Origin of the sequence: Streptomyces virginiae, assembly GCF_000720455.1 — a bacterium.
GTDB classification, from domain to species: Bacteria; Actinomycetota; Actinomycetes; order Streptomycetales; family Streptomycetaceae; genus Streptomyces; species Streptomyces virginiae.
On record NZ_JOAK01000031.1, the window covers coordinates 25362 to 42281 of the forward strand.

Consider the following 16920-nt stretch of genomic DNA (forward strand, 5'->3'; position numbering starts at 1 on the left):
CTGCCCGGAACGAACCCAAGGCGTGCCCGATGCCCGTGACCCGCCGCCGCTTCGCGGCCCTGCTCACCGTGCTGACAGCCGGCACCACCGGCGTGCTCTCCGTACTCTCCGTGGCTTCCGGCCAGCAGACCGCCGCCGGGGCCGCCCAGGAGAAGAACCCGACCGTCGTCCAGCCCGCGAGCGTCACCTCCGGGTCGGTCGTCCAGGTCGTCGCGCACCCCGACGACGACCTGTTCTTCATGAACCCCGACCTCAGCCGCTCCCTGAGCTCCGGCACCCAGGTCACCACCGCCTACCTCACGTCCGGCGAGTCCGACGGCCGCAACGAGGCGCACGGCAACGCCGCCAAGGACCCCGAACAGCCCGCCGACCGCGCCCACTACGCGGAGGCCCGGCAGAACGGCATACGCTCCGCCTACGCCCAGATGGCCACCGGCGACCGCACCAGCGCGTGGCGGCGTACGGTCGTGCCCACCGCCGGCGGTGGCCGCGCCGAGGTCGACGTCCTCATAGCGAAGCCGCAGGTCAACCTGGTGTGGCTGATGCTGCGCGAGGCCCGCACCACCGGCGAGGACACCCCCGAGAGCCTGCGCGGCCTGTGGAACGGCCGGATACCCGCGCTGGAGTCCCAGCTGACCACCGGGACCCCGGTCAAGCAGGGCTTCTCGTACACGAAGGACCAGCTGGTACAGGCGATAGCCGGGGTCCTGGAGCAGTACCGGCCCACGACGGTACGGATGCAGGACCCGACGCCCGGCCGGTACGGGGAGAACGGCCGCTACACCGACCACCAGGACCACATGTACGGCGCCCGCTTCGTGCAGGCCGCCACCGCCGCCTACGCCCAACAGGTGCAGCGGCGGCCGCACTTCTCGGTGCAGAGCTACCTCGGCTACCACAACAGCACGCTCCCGCACTCGCTGGACCCGCAGACGGCCGAGACGAAGACCGGCTACCTGCGGACCTACGCCTGGCAGGACCACCAGGACTACTGCGGCAGCCCCTCGGGCTGCGGCGACCGCAAGGTCGCGGGCAACCCGACCGGGCGCAACTGGGCCCAGTCGCTGCGCTACACCCGCGCCGACAACGCGTCCTGGCTGACGGAGGGGACCCCCGGCCGGCTCTGGGCGTTCACGGTGCTGGACGGCCGCATGGCGTACTGGACGCGCGGCGCGGGCGGCGTCTGGGAGAAGCCGGTCTTCCTCGCGGGCACGGGCATCGACCCGGGCGCGACCGCCGCCCGGCTGCCCGACGGCCGCGTCGCCGTCCTCGCCACCCGTACCGTCCTCGGCCCCGCCCCCTCGGACTACCGGCGCGAGGTCGTGTACGCCGTCCAGGTCGCGCCCGACGGGCCGTTCGGCGCGTGGCAGTCGCTCGGCACCCCCGAGAAGGGCGACGACGACGGCACCTCGGCGATCAGCGCGCCCGCGGTCGGCGTGGACGGACGGGGCCTGCTCACGGTCTACCTCCGCGACTCGCGGCGCACGCTGCGCGCCACCGCCCAGCAGCCGGACGGCGGTTTCTCGCCCTGGCAGCGACTGGGCGGCGAGGACCTGCAGAGCGACCCGGTCACGGCGGTCGACTCCGCCGGGCGGCGGCACGTGTACGCGACGACCACGACATCGGTGCTGGCCTGGACCCAGGCCGGCCCGGACGGCCCGCTGCGCGGGCCCTCCCCGACGGGCCTGCCGGCCACGACGGTCCCGCTGACGGCGTCCCCGGACGGCGCGGGCGTCCGCCTGTACTTCCGGCGGCCCGACTCGGGTGTGGTGCGTACCGCCGTGGTCACGGCGGGGCCCGCGACCAGGCCGCAGGTGTCCAGCGTCACGGAGGCGGGCGGCCGGGCCGGCTACGGCGCGGTCGGCGCGGCGGGCCGCCACGTGGCGGGCCGCGCGGACAGCGGCACGGTCAGCACTTCGGGCCTCGGCGGCCCGCCGGCCTGGGCGGAATCCCGCATGCTCTTCGCGGGCGCCCCGGCAGCCGTCCGGGAACCCGACGGCACCACCACCACGACGGTCCTCGGCCTGGACGCCGAACTCCACACCTCCACCACCCCCGCCACCCCCACCCGCCCCACCTGGCACCGCGCGACCCGCTGACGGCCTAGCTGGCGGCCGGCAGGAGGGCGTGGATGCGGTCGGGGGTCCAGGTGCCGGCGGCGCCGGGGCAGGTGGAGAGGTATTCGGCGGTGTCCTGTCGCGTCCAGGGGCCGGAGTCCAGGAGGCCGGTGGCCAGGTGGCGCAGGTACGCGGCGGACGGGGTGCGCAGTTCGACGTCGCGGAGGGTCCACGGCGCGGTGAAGGTCACCACGGGGATCCCGTCGATCGTGCCCGGGCAGACGAGGGTCTCGTAGCGGCCGGGGCCGAGGGCGTGGCGGCCGTCCCGCAGGACGGTCGTGAGGTCGAGGTCCGCGCACGGTTCCCGGGCCATCTCCTGCGCGGCGATGTCGGACAGCTGGCCGGTGGTCACCAGGTGGGCCCGCCCGCGGAGCCGGCCGGGGGCGGTGGGGTCGTAGTAGCCGCGTCCGCCGGTCCACACCAGGGACTCGGTGGCGAAGTACAGCCGGCCGTCGAGCTCGACCGGGACCGAGCGCTCGGGCGCCCGCCGGTCGCGGCAGCCCGGGTGGGCGTGCGTCGCCCCCGGCGGGGTGCCGCCGGCGATGTACGCGGCGAGGCGGTCCATGTGCATGTTGGAGCCGTAGGAGGCGTACCAGACGTGCTCGGGGGCGGGGATCGCCCGGGTGAGCGGACGAACGGTGTGTACGGCCATGCACGGGTCCTCGGGGCTGCGCGGTACGGCTTCCACCCGTTCGCCTGCACGCGCCGGGCGGATCGTATGCGACGTACCGGGCAAAGTTCTCCCCAAGGTCTGGGCACGCCGCGGGGGCGGCCGACGTCTCCGTCGGGCCGCCCCCGCGCCACGGGCCGCCGGATCAGGCACCCAGGTGGTTGCCCTTCGCCCACTCGTGCTCGCCGTCCGTGACGCAGCTGGAGGTGTAGACCGGGCCCGTGAAGCCGGGCTTGGTGGCGGGCACCGCGGCGAGCGAGGAGCAGTTCGACGAGAAGCCCGCGCGACCGCCGGAGAAGTAGTCGATGTCGACCCCGTCGTTGGCCAGAGCGGCACCGGCCCCGCCCAGCAGGATGCCGGCGGCCAGGACGGACGCGGTGACAGCAGAACGAATACGCATGACTCCCCTAAGGATCTGTGGAACGACGACGCGCTGGTCGATGTGCGCGTCGGCCGGTCCAACGCCTGGGGGCACCGCCGGGAACGGCAGTTCACTCCAATGCCTGCGGCTTTATCGTTTCGACAATTCGCGCCCCCTACGCGCCCCCCTTGTGCGCCCCCTGGGGCCGGGGGTGGAGCGCCACCGGCAGCCGGTCGAGCGCGATGCCGAACTCGGCGCGGTAGGCGGCCCGTACCTCCTCGTCGGTGGCCAGCTCCTCCTCCGTGCGCTCGCCGTCCGCGGAGGTGCTGATGAGGGTGCGGTCCCGCAGGGTGATCCGGCCGCCGTCCTCGGTGAGCCGGGAACAGACCGGGCCCCTGGTGAAACCGGACTCCGGGCTGGTGCCGTGCCACCAGGCGCCGGTCCGGAAGTCGGCGAGCACCCGGGGGCGCGCCTCCAGCCGGTACGCGGGCACGCCGTCGCGCAGCACGTCGAGATCCCCCGCCGCAGCGTCCCCGGCCGCCGCCCTGACGAGGAACACCCCGCCGGGGTCCTTCTGCTCGCCCGGATCGTCCAGGTCGAGCGGGTGCACACTGTGCTCGCCGAAGCCCACGTCGGCGAGCCAGCGCCCGTCGACGCGCAGCGCGAGGTGGTCGTACGGAATGCCCGGCACACCGTCCTTGCCGTACACCCGCGCCTGGAGGAGCTCCACCCGGTACCCGAGGGTGCCCAGCAACCGGGCGAACCCGGCGTTCAGTTCGTAGCAGATGCCACCACGCCCGCCGGTCACGAGCTTGTCGAACACGGCGTCCGGGGTGAGCGCGATGTCCTCGCCGAGGTGGATCGCCAGGTTCTCGAACGGCACGGTGCGCAGATGGCGCAGGTGCAGCTCGCGCAGCGATGCGGCCGTCGCCCGCGCGGGCCGCGCCACCCCCAGTCGCCGCAGGTAGGCATCGGTCCGGACGTCGTCGAGAGGCTCCATGCCCCCACTCTCCCCACCCCACGGCCCCGACACCATGCGCCATTGGACCTAGGCCCCGCCCCGAACGACTCCGGGCCGGCGGTCGACGACCACCGGCCCGGAGCATCGGATGCCCTGCCCCTACAGCACCGGGAGGTTCTTGCGGAGTTCGAAGGCCGTGACCTCCGAGCGGTATTCCTCCCACTCCTGCTTCTTGTTGCGCAGGAAGTCATACGGCGCATTGGCCACCTGCGAGGTCGGCCTCCGGCTCCCCGCGGACCAGGGTCAAGCTGTCCGCTGTTGGTCGTTGGTGGTGGCCCCGGGCCGCCTCTCGACGGCCCGGGGACGGCCCGGGGACGGCCCGGGATCAACCGCCTCGTCGGCGGATTTCAGGTGACAAGACAGCCTGCCGATCACAGCACGCCAGGGCACGCGCCCCGCATCACTCGGCGTCGCTGCGCTCCAGAACCAAGCCAACGGACCCGTCTTCCAGACCGTTGCTGTCCTCAAGGTGGAGATGGCTTCCATCGGGAACGCCGTCTTTGGCCAACACGAGCAGATGGCCGGCCAGCGTCCTGAGCCCAGCGGCGTTCGCCTCGATGACGATCTCGCTGCCTAGGTTCCGTACCTCGATCCGCGCATCCTCCTCCCACGTGAAGACCTGCGCTACACCGTCGGTCAGGGCCCTGACGTGAGTGCTCTCGATTGGCACGCTAGGTTCGAAGGTCATGCCAGACATCATGCTGCTTCCCAGACACGGCTCCAGAAGCCCCGTACGCTCACGGCATAGCAGCAGTTGAGCGGCTTTGCGATGGCCTGGATGGGCTCCCCAGTCCACGGACAGGCCGCGCGCCGCATCGGCACCTACTCCAGCAGGATCTCCTCTGGCCGGCGGTTGGTGACCGAGGTTTCACGGACACGCAGTATGTGCACGATGCAGGCTTCAAGGTCGCCACCGTGACCGTCACGGGCCATGCTCCTCAGCTCTCGCGCCAAGTCCAGCCCGTTGACCAGAACGATCGGGTACTGATCCTCAACCATCTCGGTCTGCGCCGGTACGGAGTAGGCCCCGGTCGTGACGTAGACGCCGATCCAGCCGCGCCGGAGGCGGGCCACGACACGAGCGATTTGGTCGGCAGACACGACGTGGTCGAGACGGACGCACTTCGCCTGACCAAGGACAACGAGGCTCGTGCCAGCCAGTCCACTGCCGATGTCGAGCCTTCCGACGAAGTCAGCCCCTCCATCACCAGACCGCTGGGTCAGCCACCCTTCGAGATAACTGTTCCCTGCACCCCGCAGAACGCGCGCGGCGACCGCGGAGGCAACAGCCTCAAAATCATGCTTGCGCCCGTCGAAGTATTTATAGATCAGCTCCAGATCCTTGGCTTCGGCAGTACCCGGCTTCGGCCGCTGCTCGGGCACCTTGGTCACCTTGGCCCGAGCAACCCGCCGGCGGAGTCGCGGAAGCTCCGAGCTACCATTCTTGACCCACTCCCGCCATGCTCGTGGAGCCAGTTCGAGCGCCTTGGCGTCGCTCAGATCTTTGTCCCGGCGGGAGTGGATCCACTCCCAAGAGACCTTGTCGTCCTCGTCGGTGAGGTCGAGCAGGGCGATGTCGTACACGTAGTTGGTGAACGTGGTGTGGTCACTGCCACCCCACTGCACCAGGCGTTCGGCACGCTCGATGATGCCCAGCCCGCAGAACTCGACGTGCCCCTTGACCTTCCCGCTGCGCGACACTGCCCGGAACAGCAGCAGGGGGACAGCGCCAGCTCGTTCCTCAGGGGTGTGCCCCTGGTGTCCTGCGAAAGCATCGAGCAGGGCGGCGTTCCCGATGGTCCTACCCGGCTCGACTGTGGTGGTGGCCTTTTGATCGCCGAAGTAGCGGACGTGCCCGTTGTCCATGTCAAACACGTCGTGCCAGGGCGTCTGCTCGGTACCGGCCTTCCAGGGGCTTGACCGCACAAGGATCACAGGTCGCCTCTCTCCATCAGGAGCACGAACCTTCGCCATGCCGTTGATGCCGGCCTCCAGCAGAGCCCGTGGCAGGTTGGGTGAGTGGGTCACGTGGTGGAAGTTGGGGTATCCCTCCAGCTCCGCTGGCTTCGGGTCCTTCCCCGTGGCGTACCGAAAGACCTGACCAACACGCAACTGACCACCCACGTGTCCCCCTTGGCAGTGATATGACGATCGTCGACACGGTAGTGGCCCTCACTGACAAGAGCGCACTGAGGCCGCGCCTGTCGCTACGGACGGTGATACGTGCGGATAGATGCGGGGGCTGCTGTGCCTCTCGGTCATCTCCGAGTTCCCTCGCACGGCACACAGACGCAGCCAGGCTGGGTTCAGCAACTACCTGCAAGCAGCTCCGTGGATGACTACCATTCACCCCACCAAGCAGTCGCGCAGGTTGCGAACGCACCTTCAGGGCGGGGAGAGTAAATGAAAATGGAGCCGCGCAGCATGGCGCTCGATAAGGTATTTAAGCGCCGCGGCCGATACGACATCCCTGACTGGCAGCGGGATGAGGTGTGGTCGCCTCAGCAAAAGAGACTGCTTATCGACTCCATCCTGAACGGCTGGAAGCTCCCGAAGTTCTACTTCGCCAAGACGTCTAGCGATCCCGATGAGTTCGATGTCGTGGATGGGCAGCAGCGTCTTGCTACGATCTGGGAGTTCTTCGAGGACAAATTGCAACTCTCGGAGGATTCCGCTAAGCGCTTCGGAGGTTCCACCTACTCAGGCCTCCCCGACACCATCACCGACGACTTCGATGATTTCGAGATCCAGTACGACGAGATCACCGAAGCTTCCGATAATGACATCCAGGAATTCTTCCAGCGACTCCAGGCTGGAAAGAGCCTTACGGCCGCCGAGCGACTCAACTCGGTAAACAGCAATCTGACGCGTTTCGCGCGCAAGTTGGCCACCCATGAATTCTTCTCCAAAAAGGTGGCGAGCAACAACACGCGGAAAGCCTACTTCGACATGTCACTGAAGGCCCTCGCTCTTGAGCTTGAGGGATTCGACGTAAGCCTCCGCTACGACGAACTTAAGGCCCTCTCTGATTCGCAGAGCAGCTTCGGGGAGACCTCCGAAGTAGCCAAGAGGCTTCTCAACACACTCGACTACCTGAACCGCGCCTTCCCCGAAAAGAGTTCCTCGCTTCGCAACAGAAGCACAATTCAGTCGTTCATCACCTTGGCAGCCGTAATCGTGGCCCGGGGGAATTCTACGGGAACCGAGCAGAAGCTCCACGCGTTTTGCAATGACTTCATTACGGAGCTGGCTAAGCAGAACGAGCTGGGAACGAAGGCGACAGATACCTCGTACCTTAAATACCAGCGCACACTTTCCGCCAACGTCAAGTCTGGCGCAAAGGAACGGCATGAAATCCTGTTGCGAAAGCTGCTGATCTCCGATCCGTCATGGATGAACATCCTGTCCTTGCAGGAGACATCGGCCACGACCCTGCGTGAAGAGATCGATAACCTGGGGAAGCGGATTAGCGACCTCATCTCACTCAAGAACGATCAGTACTCCGCCAAAAATGGGAGCGACTTCTTCAAGCCCACAAATAGGACCTTTGGCGCGATGACTTCAATTCGCCAACCAATCGAGAACTTCGAGGCATATTCGAAGCTCATCGGAGATCTATACTTCACACTGCGAGAGGGTCCTGGGAGTAGGCTCCCCAACGATGTCGCGCCTGCATCATTCATCGATGTGAATCTCCTGCGCACTGGCCTCCAGCACGATGTCGACCACGGTAAGGCGGGAGCGGTTGCCAGTAAGCGGCGGAAAATCGGCGAAGCCTTTGCCCGCTACGCCTCCGGGGAAACGGCTCCTGGCGCGCTAGCTCCCGAACGATTCCCTCTAGTCCAGGCTGCGCTCCTTCGGGCTATTGCCGACGACCTTGAAGCGCTTGACGTAGAAGTGCTCTAGGCGCGAGTTCCCGCCGGCCAGCGGGTAGCGATTCGGTGGAACCTTAGCTTTCGATCCCACGGTCCCGCCCAGAATTGACCCCTGCTCCCTATCCCGTCTGCCGCCGACCCGAACGACAGGACGCCAGGACCCGTATCTGCTCGCTCTGCCTGGGTCGACGGCAGGCGGGATGGGGGCCCTACCTTCACCACGATGCTGCCCCCAGTCGCCCATGGCTCCTCCATTCCGGAGCCTGAGCCCGCCACCGGAGGCATCGTCCTGCCCTGCACCTCGCAGACCCATCCTGGTCGCGTCGTGTTTCTTCCTGCCCATCAACCCAACCGTTGTGGGCGGTCAACCGTGATCTCTGGAAGCCTCTAAGAAGGGGCCCACAATCGGCGTTCTTCCCTCTGAACAGTGACGTGCGAAGCTGGAGCGCGCGAATGCGACCAGGCGCCACCGCGCATGCGGCGGAAGAAGGAGGAAAGCGTGACGAACCCCAGCCCTCGCGGGACGTACTTGACGATCTCTGAGGCTCTGCGGGCAAGAATCGCCGAGGGAGCATACCCCGATGGCCTTCCGTCCGAAGCGGAGATCGGGCGGGAGTTCGGCGTGGCCCGGACGACCGTCCGTCGCGCGCTTCGCACTCTGGAGGAAGCCGGCGACGTGACCACCGTCGCCGGGGTCGGCCGCCAGGTCGGCGGTGGGACACAGGTGGCGCCGTACAAGCGGATCATGACGGACCTGCTGGACCGCATCCGGACGGGCGAACTGCCCGCCGGCGCTCGTCTCCCAAGCGAGGCAGAACTCTCCGAGTCCTACGGCGTCGCGCGGGGCACTGTTCGTCGCGCCGTGCACGAGCTGGAAGCCGCAGGACACATTCAAGCTAGGCACGGAGTCGGGCGGTTCGTGAGCCCGACGTCCTGAACCTCGACAGCTGGGAAGGCACTGACATGCACTTGGCCAAGTGGGCTCACGACCTCGCAGAGTCCTTGCTCGCCGAGAGTCTGCCAAAGCGGTGGGCTCATTCGCAGCGTGTCTATTCGCAAGCCCTGATGCTGGCCCCGGCTCTGGGCGAGGATGCGGAGCTGCTAGCTGCGGCGGCCATTACGCATGACGTCGGGTACGCGCAGGCTGCGGTCGACACGGGGCAACACATGATCGACGGGGCGCGCTACCTACGCGACGTGGTGGGTGCCGATCCCCGGCTGTGCAGTGTCGTGGCCTTCCATACGTCTTCCCCTTGGGAAGCCTCCGAACTGGCACTGAGCGAGGCACTGGCGGAGTTCGGCCCCGCAGAGCCTGACCTGGTGGACGCGATCACGTACTGCGATCTGACCAGCAGCCCAGTGGGCGCTCTCGTGGATCCAGCGGACCGGTTGGCTGAGGTTCTGGACCGGTACGGCCCGGATCACGTCGTGTTCCGGGCCGTGTCCGCGGCGCGGCCGGAGCTGCTGGCCCGTGTTGCTCGGGTGCGTCAGCGCAGCTTCGCGACAGAGCGGTCCAAGCTCAGCTGATTCGGGGAATCGGTGAGTCGCGGAAGCCTTCCTCCATCCGCCGGCGGGTAGTGGGCGATACGTCGAGGGACTCGATTTCGGCCCTCGGAATCCACCGAACCTCCAGGGATTCCGAACTCACCTTGATCTCACCGCTGACCGGTCGGGCCCGGAAGCAGAGCGAGAACTCTTGCCGCACCTCGCCGTCCGCGAACGCGATGACATGCCCGGGATCGGTGAAGATGCCCACCAGGCCGACGACCTCGACCAGGATCCCGGTTTCCTCCAGGACCTCGCGGACCACCGTTCCTGCGATGTTCTCCCCGACCTCCTGAACGCCCCCCGGCATGCCCCAGCGGCCGTTGTCCGATCGCCGCTCCAGCAGCACATCTCCCGCATCGTTCACGACGAACGCCGTGACCGCGGGCACGATGCTGTTGGCTTTCGGCGCGTCGGGATCGTTGAAGTAGTCAGTGCGGCGACTCATGCTCACCTTTCGACGGAGACAGCTTCGGACCAGACCTTTTCGAAGCTCTGCTGATACGTGGAAACCAGCTCAGCACCGGCGACCTTGCGCAGGTGGAGAACCGGTGTCAGGGGTGCGCTCACCCCGTACACCTGCGTGTTCACCAGCCACTCGTCATCCGACCGGTAGAGCGAGTTGTGCAGGGTCGACCGGTGGAGACGGAACTCGATCCCCGGAACCGAATAGAGGGGGCGATAGAGCTTCATTACCTCGCGGACCTTGTAGGCCACCCCCTCGCCGATTTCCTCCTCCTCGCCTCGGCGCCGGATCTCCGGGCTCTCCGGGTCGCCGAGCAGGATGCGGGACCGAACGCCACCAGCCGCTTTCAACCTGAGCAACTGGGCCCAGCGAGGATTCTCGGCGAGGAAGACGCCAGCGTGGACCAGCACACCAATCTCGCGTTCCGCCCGCCCGAACAGCTGGAGCCATAGGTCCGCCGGCACGTAAGAGCGATGCGGATAGACCTTCAGAACCTCGGCGTCGGCAGCGTCCTTACGCTGCCCGTCCGGCAGGCCGTCCGGCCAGAGATATCCCTCGTCTTCCCGCAGGAAGGCCGAGATGGCAAGGCGGTGTCGCCTGTACGGTGCTCGCCCCTTGGTGATCCAGCGCTCCACTGTCTTGGGATCGACCCCAAGGTGCTCCGCTAGGGAATCCGCCGTGACGCCTTGCGTCAGCATCGCGGACCTTAACCGCTCGTTCGCCATCCAACCCCCAGGGACGTCTAGGGACGCATTCGCCCGTCAGAACGCTATCGAGGACGTCCCAAGTCGTCCAGCGACGCGGTGACTTCGTCCCATCGTTCGACGGCACTCTGATGACACATCGCACGGCGGACTGGCTGAGGCGCGGAGCTTGACAGCCTCAACCAGAACCGCCACTGTGAGATACACGTTCAAGCATGTATCTCATGCTTCGAGGGCGGCTATTTCGCGCTGACCTGCATGGATGCCTGCAACGAGCTGTGTGCGCAAGGCAAGGGGCCCGGAACTGCGTGGGCTCACAGCTGAGGGCGGGGACGCTGCAATCCCGCTAAAGGCCAGGGGACAGGGCTTCGGCCCGACTGGCGAGGTGGCCCGGTGACCGCGAGCAACGGCCGGCGTGTGGGGACGAGTTCCCCCTTGCAGTGAGTGTCCTGTGCCCACCCGTTTCTGGAGGTTCGAAGTGATCCGCTTAAGACCCTTGGCCGCCACCGCGCTGGACCGGCGTTGCGGCGTTGCCCATCGCGTCGCCTGATCTGCCGCGCATGCCGCGGCGGTTGCCTCCCCGCCCGTCCGGCCTGCGGCCGTACGGGCGGGGTCGCAGGGAGCCGAGTACATCCGCTCCACCCCTCCAACGCAGTACAGCCCCCGGCGCTCGAACGCCGGGAGCTGCTGAGTCCCGTTCCTCTGCAGAAGGAGCAAGACCCATGAAGTCCATCGCCGCACTTCACGACGTTGTTACCCCGTGGTCCGACGGCCTGGAGCCAACGGACGCGGACCTGGACGCGATCGAGTGGGAGATGCCGCTGATCGAGGCGGACCTCGACCTGCTCGACGCGGAGATCGCCGTCCTGGACCGCACTCCGTCCGAGCTGGACGAGCGGCGGATCCGCCGGGCCCGCCGCAAGGCGCTGGCCGCCCGCCGGGCCCTGCTGAACCAGTCCGCCGCCGCTGCGGCGAGCATGCCGGGCGGTGCCGCGTGATGACCCGGGAGATGCCCCTCGCGGCCATGGCCTCGCCGCTGATGGCGCTGCGGATCTTCGAGGGCATGTACCGGCACCTGCCGGCGCCGTGTGTGTCAATCTCCACGGTCTGCCCGAACCTCCTGGAGCTGTCCTTCTATGAGGACGCCGACGGGTTCGAGACGTGGTGCCAGGCCCTCGGGATCCCGCTCGGGAAGGTGGCGCACAGCGTTCACGCCGACGGTCACACCAGCGTCATGAAGGCCGTGACCAACTACTCCGGCGGCCCGGTGAAGCTGATCTGTTTCACCACGATCCCCGCCTCGGAGGAGGCGCGTTCATGGGCGGAGGTCGCCTCGTGAACCGCGTTCAGATCCGTTCATCCGAGCGTGCCCTGTCGGTCGGGACGTGGCTGATCGTGGGCGGGGCGATGCTCTACTCCGTCCTCACCGTCACACCCCTGATGGCCGCACACACTCCCGCCGCATGGGGGTGGACGGCACCGATCCTGCCGCTCGTCGTGGACGCCGCGGTGGTCATCGTGGTCCGGCTCGACTCCGTCCTGGCCCGTCTCGGAGGGCACGGCGGGGCCTGGCCGGTGGCCCTGCGGTGGATGACCGGCACCATGACCCTGGCCCTGAACGTCGGCGTATCGGCCCTGGCCGGAGACCTGGTCGGGGTCGCCGTGCACTCCGTCGCCCCGCTCCTCCTCATCGTCACCGCCGAAGCGGGACTCGCCTACCGGCGAGCCCTGACCGCGGCTGTCCTGGCTGTCGAAGCCCGTAAGCAGGCCGAGCAGGACACCCGGGACCGCGCGGCGGCGGAGCGGGAGGAAAACCAGCTCCGCGCCGCTCGTGAACAGCGCGAGCACGAGGCAGCCCTCGCCCGTGAACAGCGTGAACACCAGACCCGTCTGGCCGCCGAGGAAGCCGACCGACAAGACCGCATCCGGCGTGAAGATCGGGAGCGGGCCGAGGCGGCGGAGCGGGCGGAGCGCGAGGCCCGTGAACGCCGTGAACACGAGCGTGAACAGGCCGAGGCCGAGCGTGAACGCCTTGACCGCCAGGCCGCCCAGAAACGCGACCTGGAGGCACAGCAGCAGGCCGAGCGTGAACGCCGTGAGAAGGCCCTTGAACAGGAGCGGATGGAGCGTGAACGGGCCGCCCTCCTCGCCGCTGGCCCGCCACCGGTGAAGCTGCCCGAGGATCAGGCCCGTGCCACGGTCGCCGCAGCGTTCGCAGCCGGGGTGCCGGTGCGGGTCGCCGCAGAGCTGTCCGGCTGGTCCGTCGGCTGGGCCTCCGCCCGCTACCAGGAACACCGCGAAGCCATCACCTCCGCTCCGGCCGTCGGCTGATGAGCACGCTGCCCGTTTACCGGTGGCGCCTTGCACCTGAGGGTCTGGCCACCCGTCGTCAGCTCCGTGCCGCTGGCCTCCGGCCCGGCGGTCAGGACGTCGTCGCCCAGTTGGAGCGGCCCCGCCAGCGGCGGGGCCCGCTGGTCGCCTACCTGTACCGGATCGATCTCGCGAAGCCGGTCCGGCCGATGACCCCGAACCGGTGGGCGGCCCTCGCCAAGGCGGATGCCGCCCGCCGCCGGTGCCCGGTCTGCCGCGATCACCTCCCGTACGTGATTCCGACCTCGCTCGGCATGTGCGTGGCCTGCCACGACTTCCCTGAACAGCGCGCCGCCCGAACCCTCTCTGCCGCCTGAAGGAGTTCTGCTGTGTCTCGCCGTACCCGCACACACACCGCGAGGGGCGCCGCGCCCACCATCCACGTCCCCCGCCAGCGCGGCAACCGCCAGGGGCCGCAGGTCATCGTGGTCGTCTCTGACGAGCCGCCCACCCTGACCCAGCGGGCCGCGGCCGCGACGGGCCGCTGGGTGTGGAAGCACCGCCGGACCTGGGCCCCGACCGCCCTCGCGATCCTTCTCCTGCCCGTCACGGGCATCGTCCACCTGATCACCCCGTGGGCCGCGCTCGTCGCAGGCCCGGCCGCCGCCATCCCGCTGGCAGTCCTGGGGTGGAAGGCCAAGGGCCGCCCCGTCCTGAACCACGCCGCCGGCGCCCGCCGGATCGCGTCGGCGGTCCTCGCGCTGGCCGCGCTGACCTGGCTGTGCCTGGCGCTGTGGTTCGGGCCGGCCGAGCCGGTCCTGATGGGCCTGTGGTCGCTGATCACCCTCGACGCGCAGATCACCTGGCTGTTCGCCCGCCTGCGCTCCACCCTCACCGCTAAGGGGACCCGCTGATGTCGAACAACACCTGGATGCCCAACAACAGCACCCCCAGGCCTCGCCGTCCGCAGAACGCCACCGGTCAGCAGCAGGGTGGCTGGCAACAGGGCCCGTGGCAGCAGCCCGGCCAGGCCGGCCCTGCCAGCGGCGGGCAGGGTGGGACGAGTCGGTCCCGGACGACGAACCGCAACAGGTCGCGTTCGTACCACTTCCACATCAGCGACCCGGGCGTGCAGGCCGGTGGCGGGGGGCCGCGGAACGGCCGTGGCCAGCAGCAGGGCGGCGGACAGGGCCAGGGACAGCGGGGCGGGCGGATGCACTCGCCGCTTGGTGACCCGGAGTTCTTCTCCAACGTGGACATCCGCAACTACTGCGAGTCCGGCCGCGGCCTGTTCCTGCAGATGTCGTTCGAGCTCGCCAACGCCGCCGAGATGCTCAACGCCGTGCTGAAGGAGGTCCCCGACCCCGAGGGCCGCCCGTTCGGTTCCCGGGCGAGGGCGCGCCGGGTGTCGAAGCGGATGAAGAAGGCCGCCGAGGACGCCCTCGGCACCGCGAAGAACCTCGCTGCGACGTATGCGGCGTTCCAGCGGGAGTTTGATCCCCAGCTCGCCCCGCACGCCCGCCCGCGCCAGGGCCGCCGTTTCGACTTCAACGGCTAACCGACACCGATACGTAGGGAGGTCAGAACATGCCCCGCACCATCACGACCGACGACACCCGGCAGCAGTACGACGTCCACGGCGAGGGCGGCGGGATCGGCGAGTACCTGCTCCACCGTGCCAAGCCCCATCTGCCGCCGTGGCTCGCCGGAGCCGGTGCGGGCCTGGCCTCCCTGCCCGCCCACTACTTCTGGTCCGGCGAACCCGGCGTCACCGCCGGCCTCACCCTCGCCTCCGTCGCGCTGACCGGCCTGACCTGGTGGGCTGGCAAGTCGACCACCCAGCAGCGCCGTCTGCACTCCGCCGTCACCGTCGCCGCCGCATCCACCTGGTTCACCGCCGCGGCGATCGCCGGGCCCGGGGCGGGGCCGCTGGGGGAGCTGTACTTCATCGGCGCCCCCGCGCTCGCCCTCTCGTGGAACATCCGCCAGATCCTCCGCAAGAACGTCGAAGGCCTCGCCGCCGGCGCGGATGGCGGGTTCCTGGAGAAGGTCGGCCTGGCCAAGACACAGGTCATCCGCACGGAGGTCGGCCCGAACAAAGCTGCCTTCGACCTCCAGCTCCCCCGCGGCGAACTGACCAGTACCGATGTGTCGAAGAATCTGGAGCGCATCGCCGGCGCGCTGGACGTGCCGAAGACGGCGGTTCGGATGACGGAGGACCCGGAATCCGCGTCCCGGGTCACCCTCACGGTCGTGCCGCTGGACCTGCTGAAGAACACCGTCCCCTGCCCCGGACCCTCCCACCCGGGAGGCTCCATCGCCGACCCGGTCCACGTCGGGATCTACGAGGACGGCACTCCGGCCGTCATCTACTTCCCCGGCGACCCGAAGGCCGGCCGGAACGCCGCGCACTTCCTGGTCATGGGGATGACCGGCTCCGGCAAGTCCGAGGGCGGCCTGACCGCCCTCGCCGAAGTCGTCACCCGCCGCGACGTGATCGTGTGGGCGTCTGACCCCGCCAAGGCGGAACAGACGCTCGGCCCGCTCCTGCCGGCGATCGACTGGGCCGCCCTTGACATGCCGTCCACCAAAGCCATGATCGAAGCTCTCAAGGCCGCGATCCCGGTGCGGACGGCGTGGCTGGCCAAGTACGGCTACAAGCAGTGGGAACCCGCGTGCGCCGAGACCCAGGCGGACGGCTCGCCGGGCATGCCGTACCTGATCGGCTGGTTCGAAGAGGCCGCGAAGGCGATCCGCGAGATCGATGACGACGTGTTCACCGGGATCTCCCAGGAAGCCCGCTCGGCTGGCGTCTCCCTGGTCATCTCCATGCAGCGTGCTTCCGGCAACCAGGTCTCCACCGACACCCGCGCCTCCCTCGGCTCCTCCTGGGTCCACGGCGTCCGCAGCGAGGGAGATGCCCGCTTCGCCCTGGACGACGAGGTCCTCGACGCGGGGGCGGCCCCGCACGTGTGGAAGGACAAGAAGCCCGGCTACTCCTACCTCGTCGCCAACGGCGTCAACGACGCACTGTGGGCCACGCCGCTGCGCGACTACCTGACCGGCGTCGACTACCTGAACTGGGCCGTCATCAACTTCGCCGACATCCGGGCAAGCATCGACCCCACCACCGCCGGAGTCGCCGCCCGGACCGTGGACCGGGCGTTCACCGCCCGCACCCGGTACCCGATTCCCGGCACCACCGACCAGCCGGAGACCACCATGCTCAACGGCTACGGCCCGGACGAGGACGAGGAGAACGGCTACTACCCCGACGAGGACGACTACGACATGCGCCCGCCGTACGGGGCCGACCAGGACGACGACTACGAGGAAGGGGAGTTCATCGACGCAGAGCAGGAACTCCCCCAAGTCGAGCAGGTCGTCCAGCTCGCGGCCCGGCCGCCCGCCGATGAACCTCGCCCGAAGATCAGCACCGCGGACGCGCGTGCCGCGATGGAGGAAGTCCTCGAAGAGTTCGAGGAGGAGGGCCGGGACGTGGTCGGCCCGGCGGACTTCATGGCCTACTGCGACCGCTACGGACGGGGCCGTTCCTGGGTCTCCGGACAGGTCGCGCAGTTCGTCCTGGCGGGCCGTCTGGCCGAGACCAGCGAGGTCGGCCGCTACCGGATCGTGCCGTACGAGGTAGCGGCCTGACGCGTCAGACGCGCCAGACGCCCCTGACAGGCGAGCAGCCCAAAACACAGGTCATACGTGCGCGCGAGGGGTGTCAGACGGGTGTCTGACGCGTCAGACACCCCCGCCAGACACCCGCCCTGACACCCCAGACACCCCCTCCCGTGGGGCCCGCACCAGACCGGTGCGGGCCCCACTCCTCTTCCCTGGAGGCC

At 68.7% G+C, this 16920-nt stretch carries 18 protein-coding genes and 1 pseudogene; 11 read left to right on the forward strand and 8 right to left on the reverse strand.

Features of this window, described 5'->3' with window-relative positions:
• Nucleotides 1-29: 29 nt before the first annotated feature.
• On the forward strand, nt 30-2099 hold the full coding sequence (locus IG86_RS0132250; protein WP_030832363.1) for a PIG-L family deacetylase: 2070 nt from the start codon (nt 30-32) through the stop codon (nt 2097-2099).
• A 4-nt stretch (nt 2100-2103) separates the two neighbouring features.
• Here the strand turns inward: IG86_RS0132250 and IG86_RS0132255 are convergent, their stop codons facing one another.
• The 6 genes and pseudogenes from IG86_RS0132255 to IG86_RS0132280 form a co-directional block, all read right to left on the reverse strand.
• Entirely contained in the window at nt 2104-2769 is a 666-nt protein-coding gene (locus tag IG86_RS0132255; protein ID WP_037943402.1) for a hypothetical protein, read from the reverse strand.
• Nucleotides 2770-2932: 163 nt separating this feature from the next.
• Complete coding sequence (locus IG86_RS0132260; protein ID WP_234316227.1) at nt 2933-3187, reverse strand: hypothetical protein; 255 nt, start codon at nt 3185-3187, stop codon at nt 2933-2935.
• Nucleotides 3188-3323: 136 nt separating this feature from the next.
• Nucleotides 3324-4148: an arylamine N-acetyltransferase family protein gene (locus IG86_RS0132265; RefSeq protein WP_030832370.1), complete on the reverse strand. Its 825-nt coding sequence runs from the start codon at nt 4146-4148 to the stop codon at nt 3324-3326.
• 120 nt (nt 4149-4268) lie between these two features.
• Nucleotides 4269-4355: pseudogene (locus tag IG86_RS0132270) on the reverse strand (glutamine synthetase); the annotation flags it as partial.
• Between the two features lie 214 nt (nt 4356-4569).
• Complete coding sequence (locus IG86_RS0132275) at nt 4570-4857, reverse strand: Imm32 family immunity protein (RefSeq protein ID WP_244306195.1); 288 nt, start codon at nt 4855-4857, stop codon at nt 4570-4572.
• 134 nt (nt 4858-4991) lie between these two features.
• Complete coding sequence (locus IG86_RS0132280; protein WP_030901663.1) at nt 4992-6293, reverse strand: restriction endonuclease; 1302 nt, start codon at nt 6291-6293, stop codon at nt 4992-4994.
• A gap of 300 nt (nt 6294-6593) precedes the next feature.
• On the opposite strand from IG86_RS0132280, the gene IG86_RS0132285 reads away from it, so the two are divergent.
• The 3 genes from IG86_RS0132285 (at nt 6594) to IG86_RS0132295 (ending at nt 9571) form a co-directional block, all read left to right on the forward strand.
• Complete coding sequence (locus IG86_RS0132285) at nt 6594-8075, forward strand: DUF262 domain-containing protein (protein ID WP_157854949.1); 1482 nt, start codon at nt 6594-6596, stop codon at nt 8073-8075.
• 468 nt (nt 8076-8543) lie between these two features.
• Nucleotides 8544-8981: a GntR family transcriptional regulator gene (locus tag IG86_RS0132290; RefSeq protein ID WP_030901669.1), complete on the forward strand. Its 438-nt coding sequence runs from the start codon at nt 8544-8546 to the stop codon at nt 8979-8981.
• Between the two features lie 26 nt (nt 8982-9007).
• Complete coding sequence (locus IG86_RS0132295; protein WP_030901670.1) at nt 9008-9571, forward strand: HD domain-containing protein; 564 nt, start codon at nt 9008-9010, stop codon at nt 9569-9571.
• Here the strand turns inward: IG86_RS0132295 and IG86_RS0132300 are convergent.
• The gene (locus IG86_RS0132300) at nt 9564-10037 is read right to left on the reverse strand and encodes an NUDIX domain-containing protein (RefSeq protein ID WP_030901673.1); all 474 of its coding nucleotides are present in this window, start codon (nt 10035-10037) and stop codon (nt 9564-9566) included. The two genes, IG86_RS0132295 and IG86_RS0132300, sit on opposite strands and share 8 nt — an antisense overlap.
• Before the next feature lie 2 nt (nt 10038-10039).
• The gene (locus tag IG86_RS0132305) at nt 10040-10780 is read right to left on the reverse strand and encodes a helix-turn-helix domain-containing protein (protein WP_030901675.1); all 741 of its coding nucleotides are present in this window, start codon (nt 10778-10780) and stop codon (nt 10040-10042) included.
• Nucleotides 10781-11481: 701 nt separating this feature from the next.
• Here IG86_RS0132305 and IG86_RS0132310 point away from each other — a divergent pair.
• The 7 genes from IG86_RS0132310 to traB are packed head-to-tail and all read left to right on the forward strand — an operon-like array spanning nt 11482 to nt 16726.
• Nucleotides 11482-11757 carry a DUF6284 family protein gene (locus IG86_RS0132310; RefSeq protein ID WP_030901678.1) on the forward strand — a complete coding sequence of 92 codons (276 nt, stop codon included), beginning with the start codon at nt 11482-11484 and terminating at the stop codon, nt 11755-11757.
• Nucleotides 11757-12098: a hypothetical protein gene (locus tag IG86_RS0132315; RefSeq protein WP_030901680.1), complete on the forward strand. Its 342-nt coding sequence runs from the start codon at nt 11757-11759 to the stop codon at nt 12096-12098. Before IG86_RS0132310 ends, IG86_RS0132315 begins: the two co-directional genes overlap by 1 nt.
• Nucleotides 12095-13090 (forward strand): hypothetical protein, encoded by a 996-nt coding sequence (locus tag IG86_RS0132320; RefSeq protein WP_030901683.1) that lies wholly within the window; start codon nt 12095-12097, stop codon nt 13088-13090. The genes IG86_RS0132315 and IG86_RS0132320 overlap by 4 nt, the downstream gene beginning before the upstream one ends.
• A complete protein-coding gene (locus IG86_RS0132325; protein ID WP_030901685.1) occupies nt 13090-13446 on the forward strand; it encodes an RRQRL motif-containing zinc-binding protein in 357 nt (118 codons plus the stop codon). Before IG86_RS0132320 ends, IG86_RS0132325 begins: the two co-directional genes overlap by 1 nt.
• A gap of 12 nt (nt 13447-13458) precedes the next feature.
• Nucleotides 13459-13983 (forward strand): hypothetical protein, encoded by a 525-nt coding sequence (locus IG86_RS0132330; protein ID WP_030901689.1) that lies wholly within the window; start codon nt 13459-13461, stop codon nt 13981-13983.
• Complete coding sequence (traA, locus tag IG86_RS43300; protein WP_157854950.1) at nt 13983-14627, forward strand: plasmid transfer protein TraA; 645 nt, start codon at nt 13983-13985, stop codon at nt 14625-14627. The genes IG86_RS0132330 and traA overlap by 1 nt, the downstream gene beginning before the upstream one ends.
• 29 nt (nt 14628-14656) lie before the next feature.
• On the forward strand, nt 14657-16726 hold the full coding sequence (gene traB / locus IG86_RS0132340) for a plasmid transfer protein TraB (RefSeq protein WP_051785539.1): 2070 nt from the start codon (nt 14657-14659) through the stop codon (nt 16724-16726).
• Nucleotides 16727-16920 lie beyond the last annotated feature (194 nt).

Coding starts and splice junctions, on each gene's coding strand:
- IG86_RS0132250 (WP_030832363.1), top strand. CDS start 30: ATGCCCGTGACCCGCCGCCGCTTCGCGGCCCTGCTCACCGTGCTGACA.
- IG86_RS0132255 (WP_037943402.1), bottom strand. CDS start 2,769: ATGGCCGTACACACCGTTCGTCCGCTCACCCGGGCGATCCCCGCCCCC.
- IG86_RS0132260 (WP_234316227.1), bottom strand. CDS start 3,187: ATGCGTATTCGTTCTGCTGTCACCGCGTCCGTCCTGGCCGCCGGCATC.
- IG86_RS0132265 (WP_030832370.1), bottom strand. CDS start 4,148: ATGGAGCCTCTCGACGACGTCCGGACCGATGCCTACCTGCGGCGACTG.
- IG86_RS0132275 (WP_244306195.1), bottom strand. CDS start 4,857: ATGACCTTCGAACCTAGCGTGCCAATCGAGAGCACTCACGTCAGGGCC.
- IG86_RS0132285 (WP_157854949.1), top strand. CDS start 6,594: ATGGCGCTCGATAAGGTATTTAAGCGCCGCGGCCGATACGACATCCCT.
- IG86_RS0132295 (WP_030901670.1), top strand. CDS start 9,008: ATGCACTTGGCCAAGTGGGCTCACGACCTCGCAGAGTCCTTGCTCGCC.
- IG86_RS0132300 (WP_030901673.1), bottom strand. CDS start 10,037: ATGAGTCGCCGCACTGACTACTTCAACGATCCCGACGCGCCGAAAGCC.
- IG86_RS0132305 (WP_030901675.1), bottom strand. CDS start 10,780: ATGGCGAACGAGCGGTTAAGGTCCGCGATGCTGACGCAAGGCGTCACG.
- IG86_RS0132310 (WP_030901678.1), top strand. CDS start 11,482: ATGAAGTCCATCGCCGCACTTCACGACGTTGTTACCCCGTGGTCCGAC.
- IG86_RS0132315 (WP_030901680.1), top strand. CDS start 11,757: ATGACCCGGGAGATGCCCCTCGCGGCCATGGCCTCGCCGCTGATGGCG.
- IG86_RS0132325 (WP_030901685.1), top strand. CDS start 13,090: ATGAGCACGCTGCCCGTTTACCGGTGGCGCCTTGCACCTGAGGGTCTG.
- traA (WP_157854950.1), top strand. CDS start 13,983: ATGTCGAACAACACCTGGATGCCCAACAACAGCACCCCCAGGCCTCGC.
- traB (WP_051785539.1), top strand. CDS start 14,657: ATGCCCCGCACCATCACGACCGACGACACCCGGCAGCAGTACGACGTC.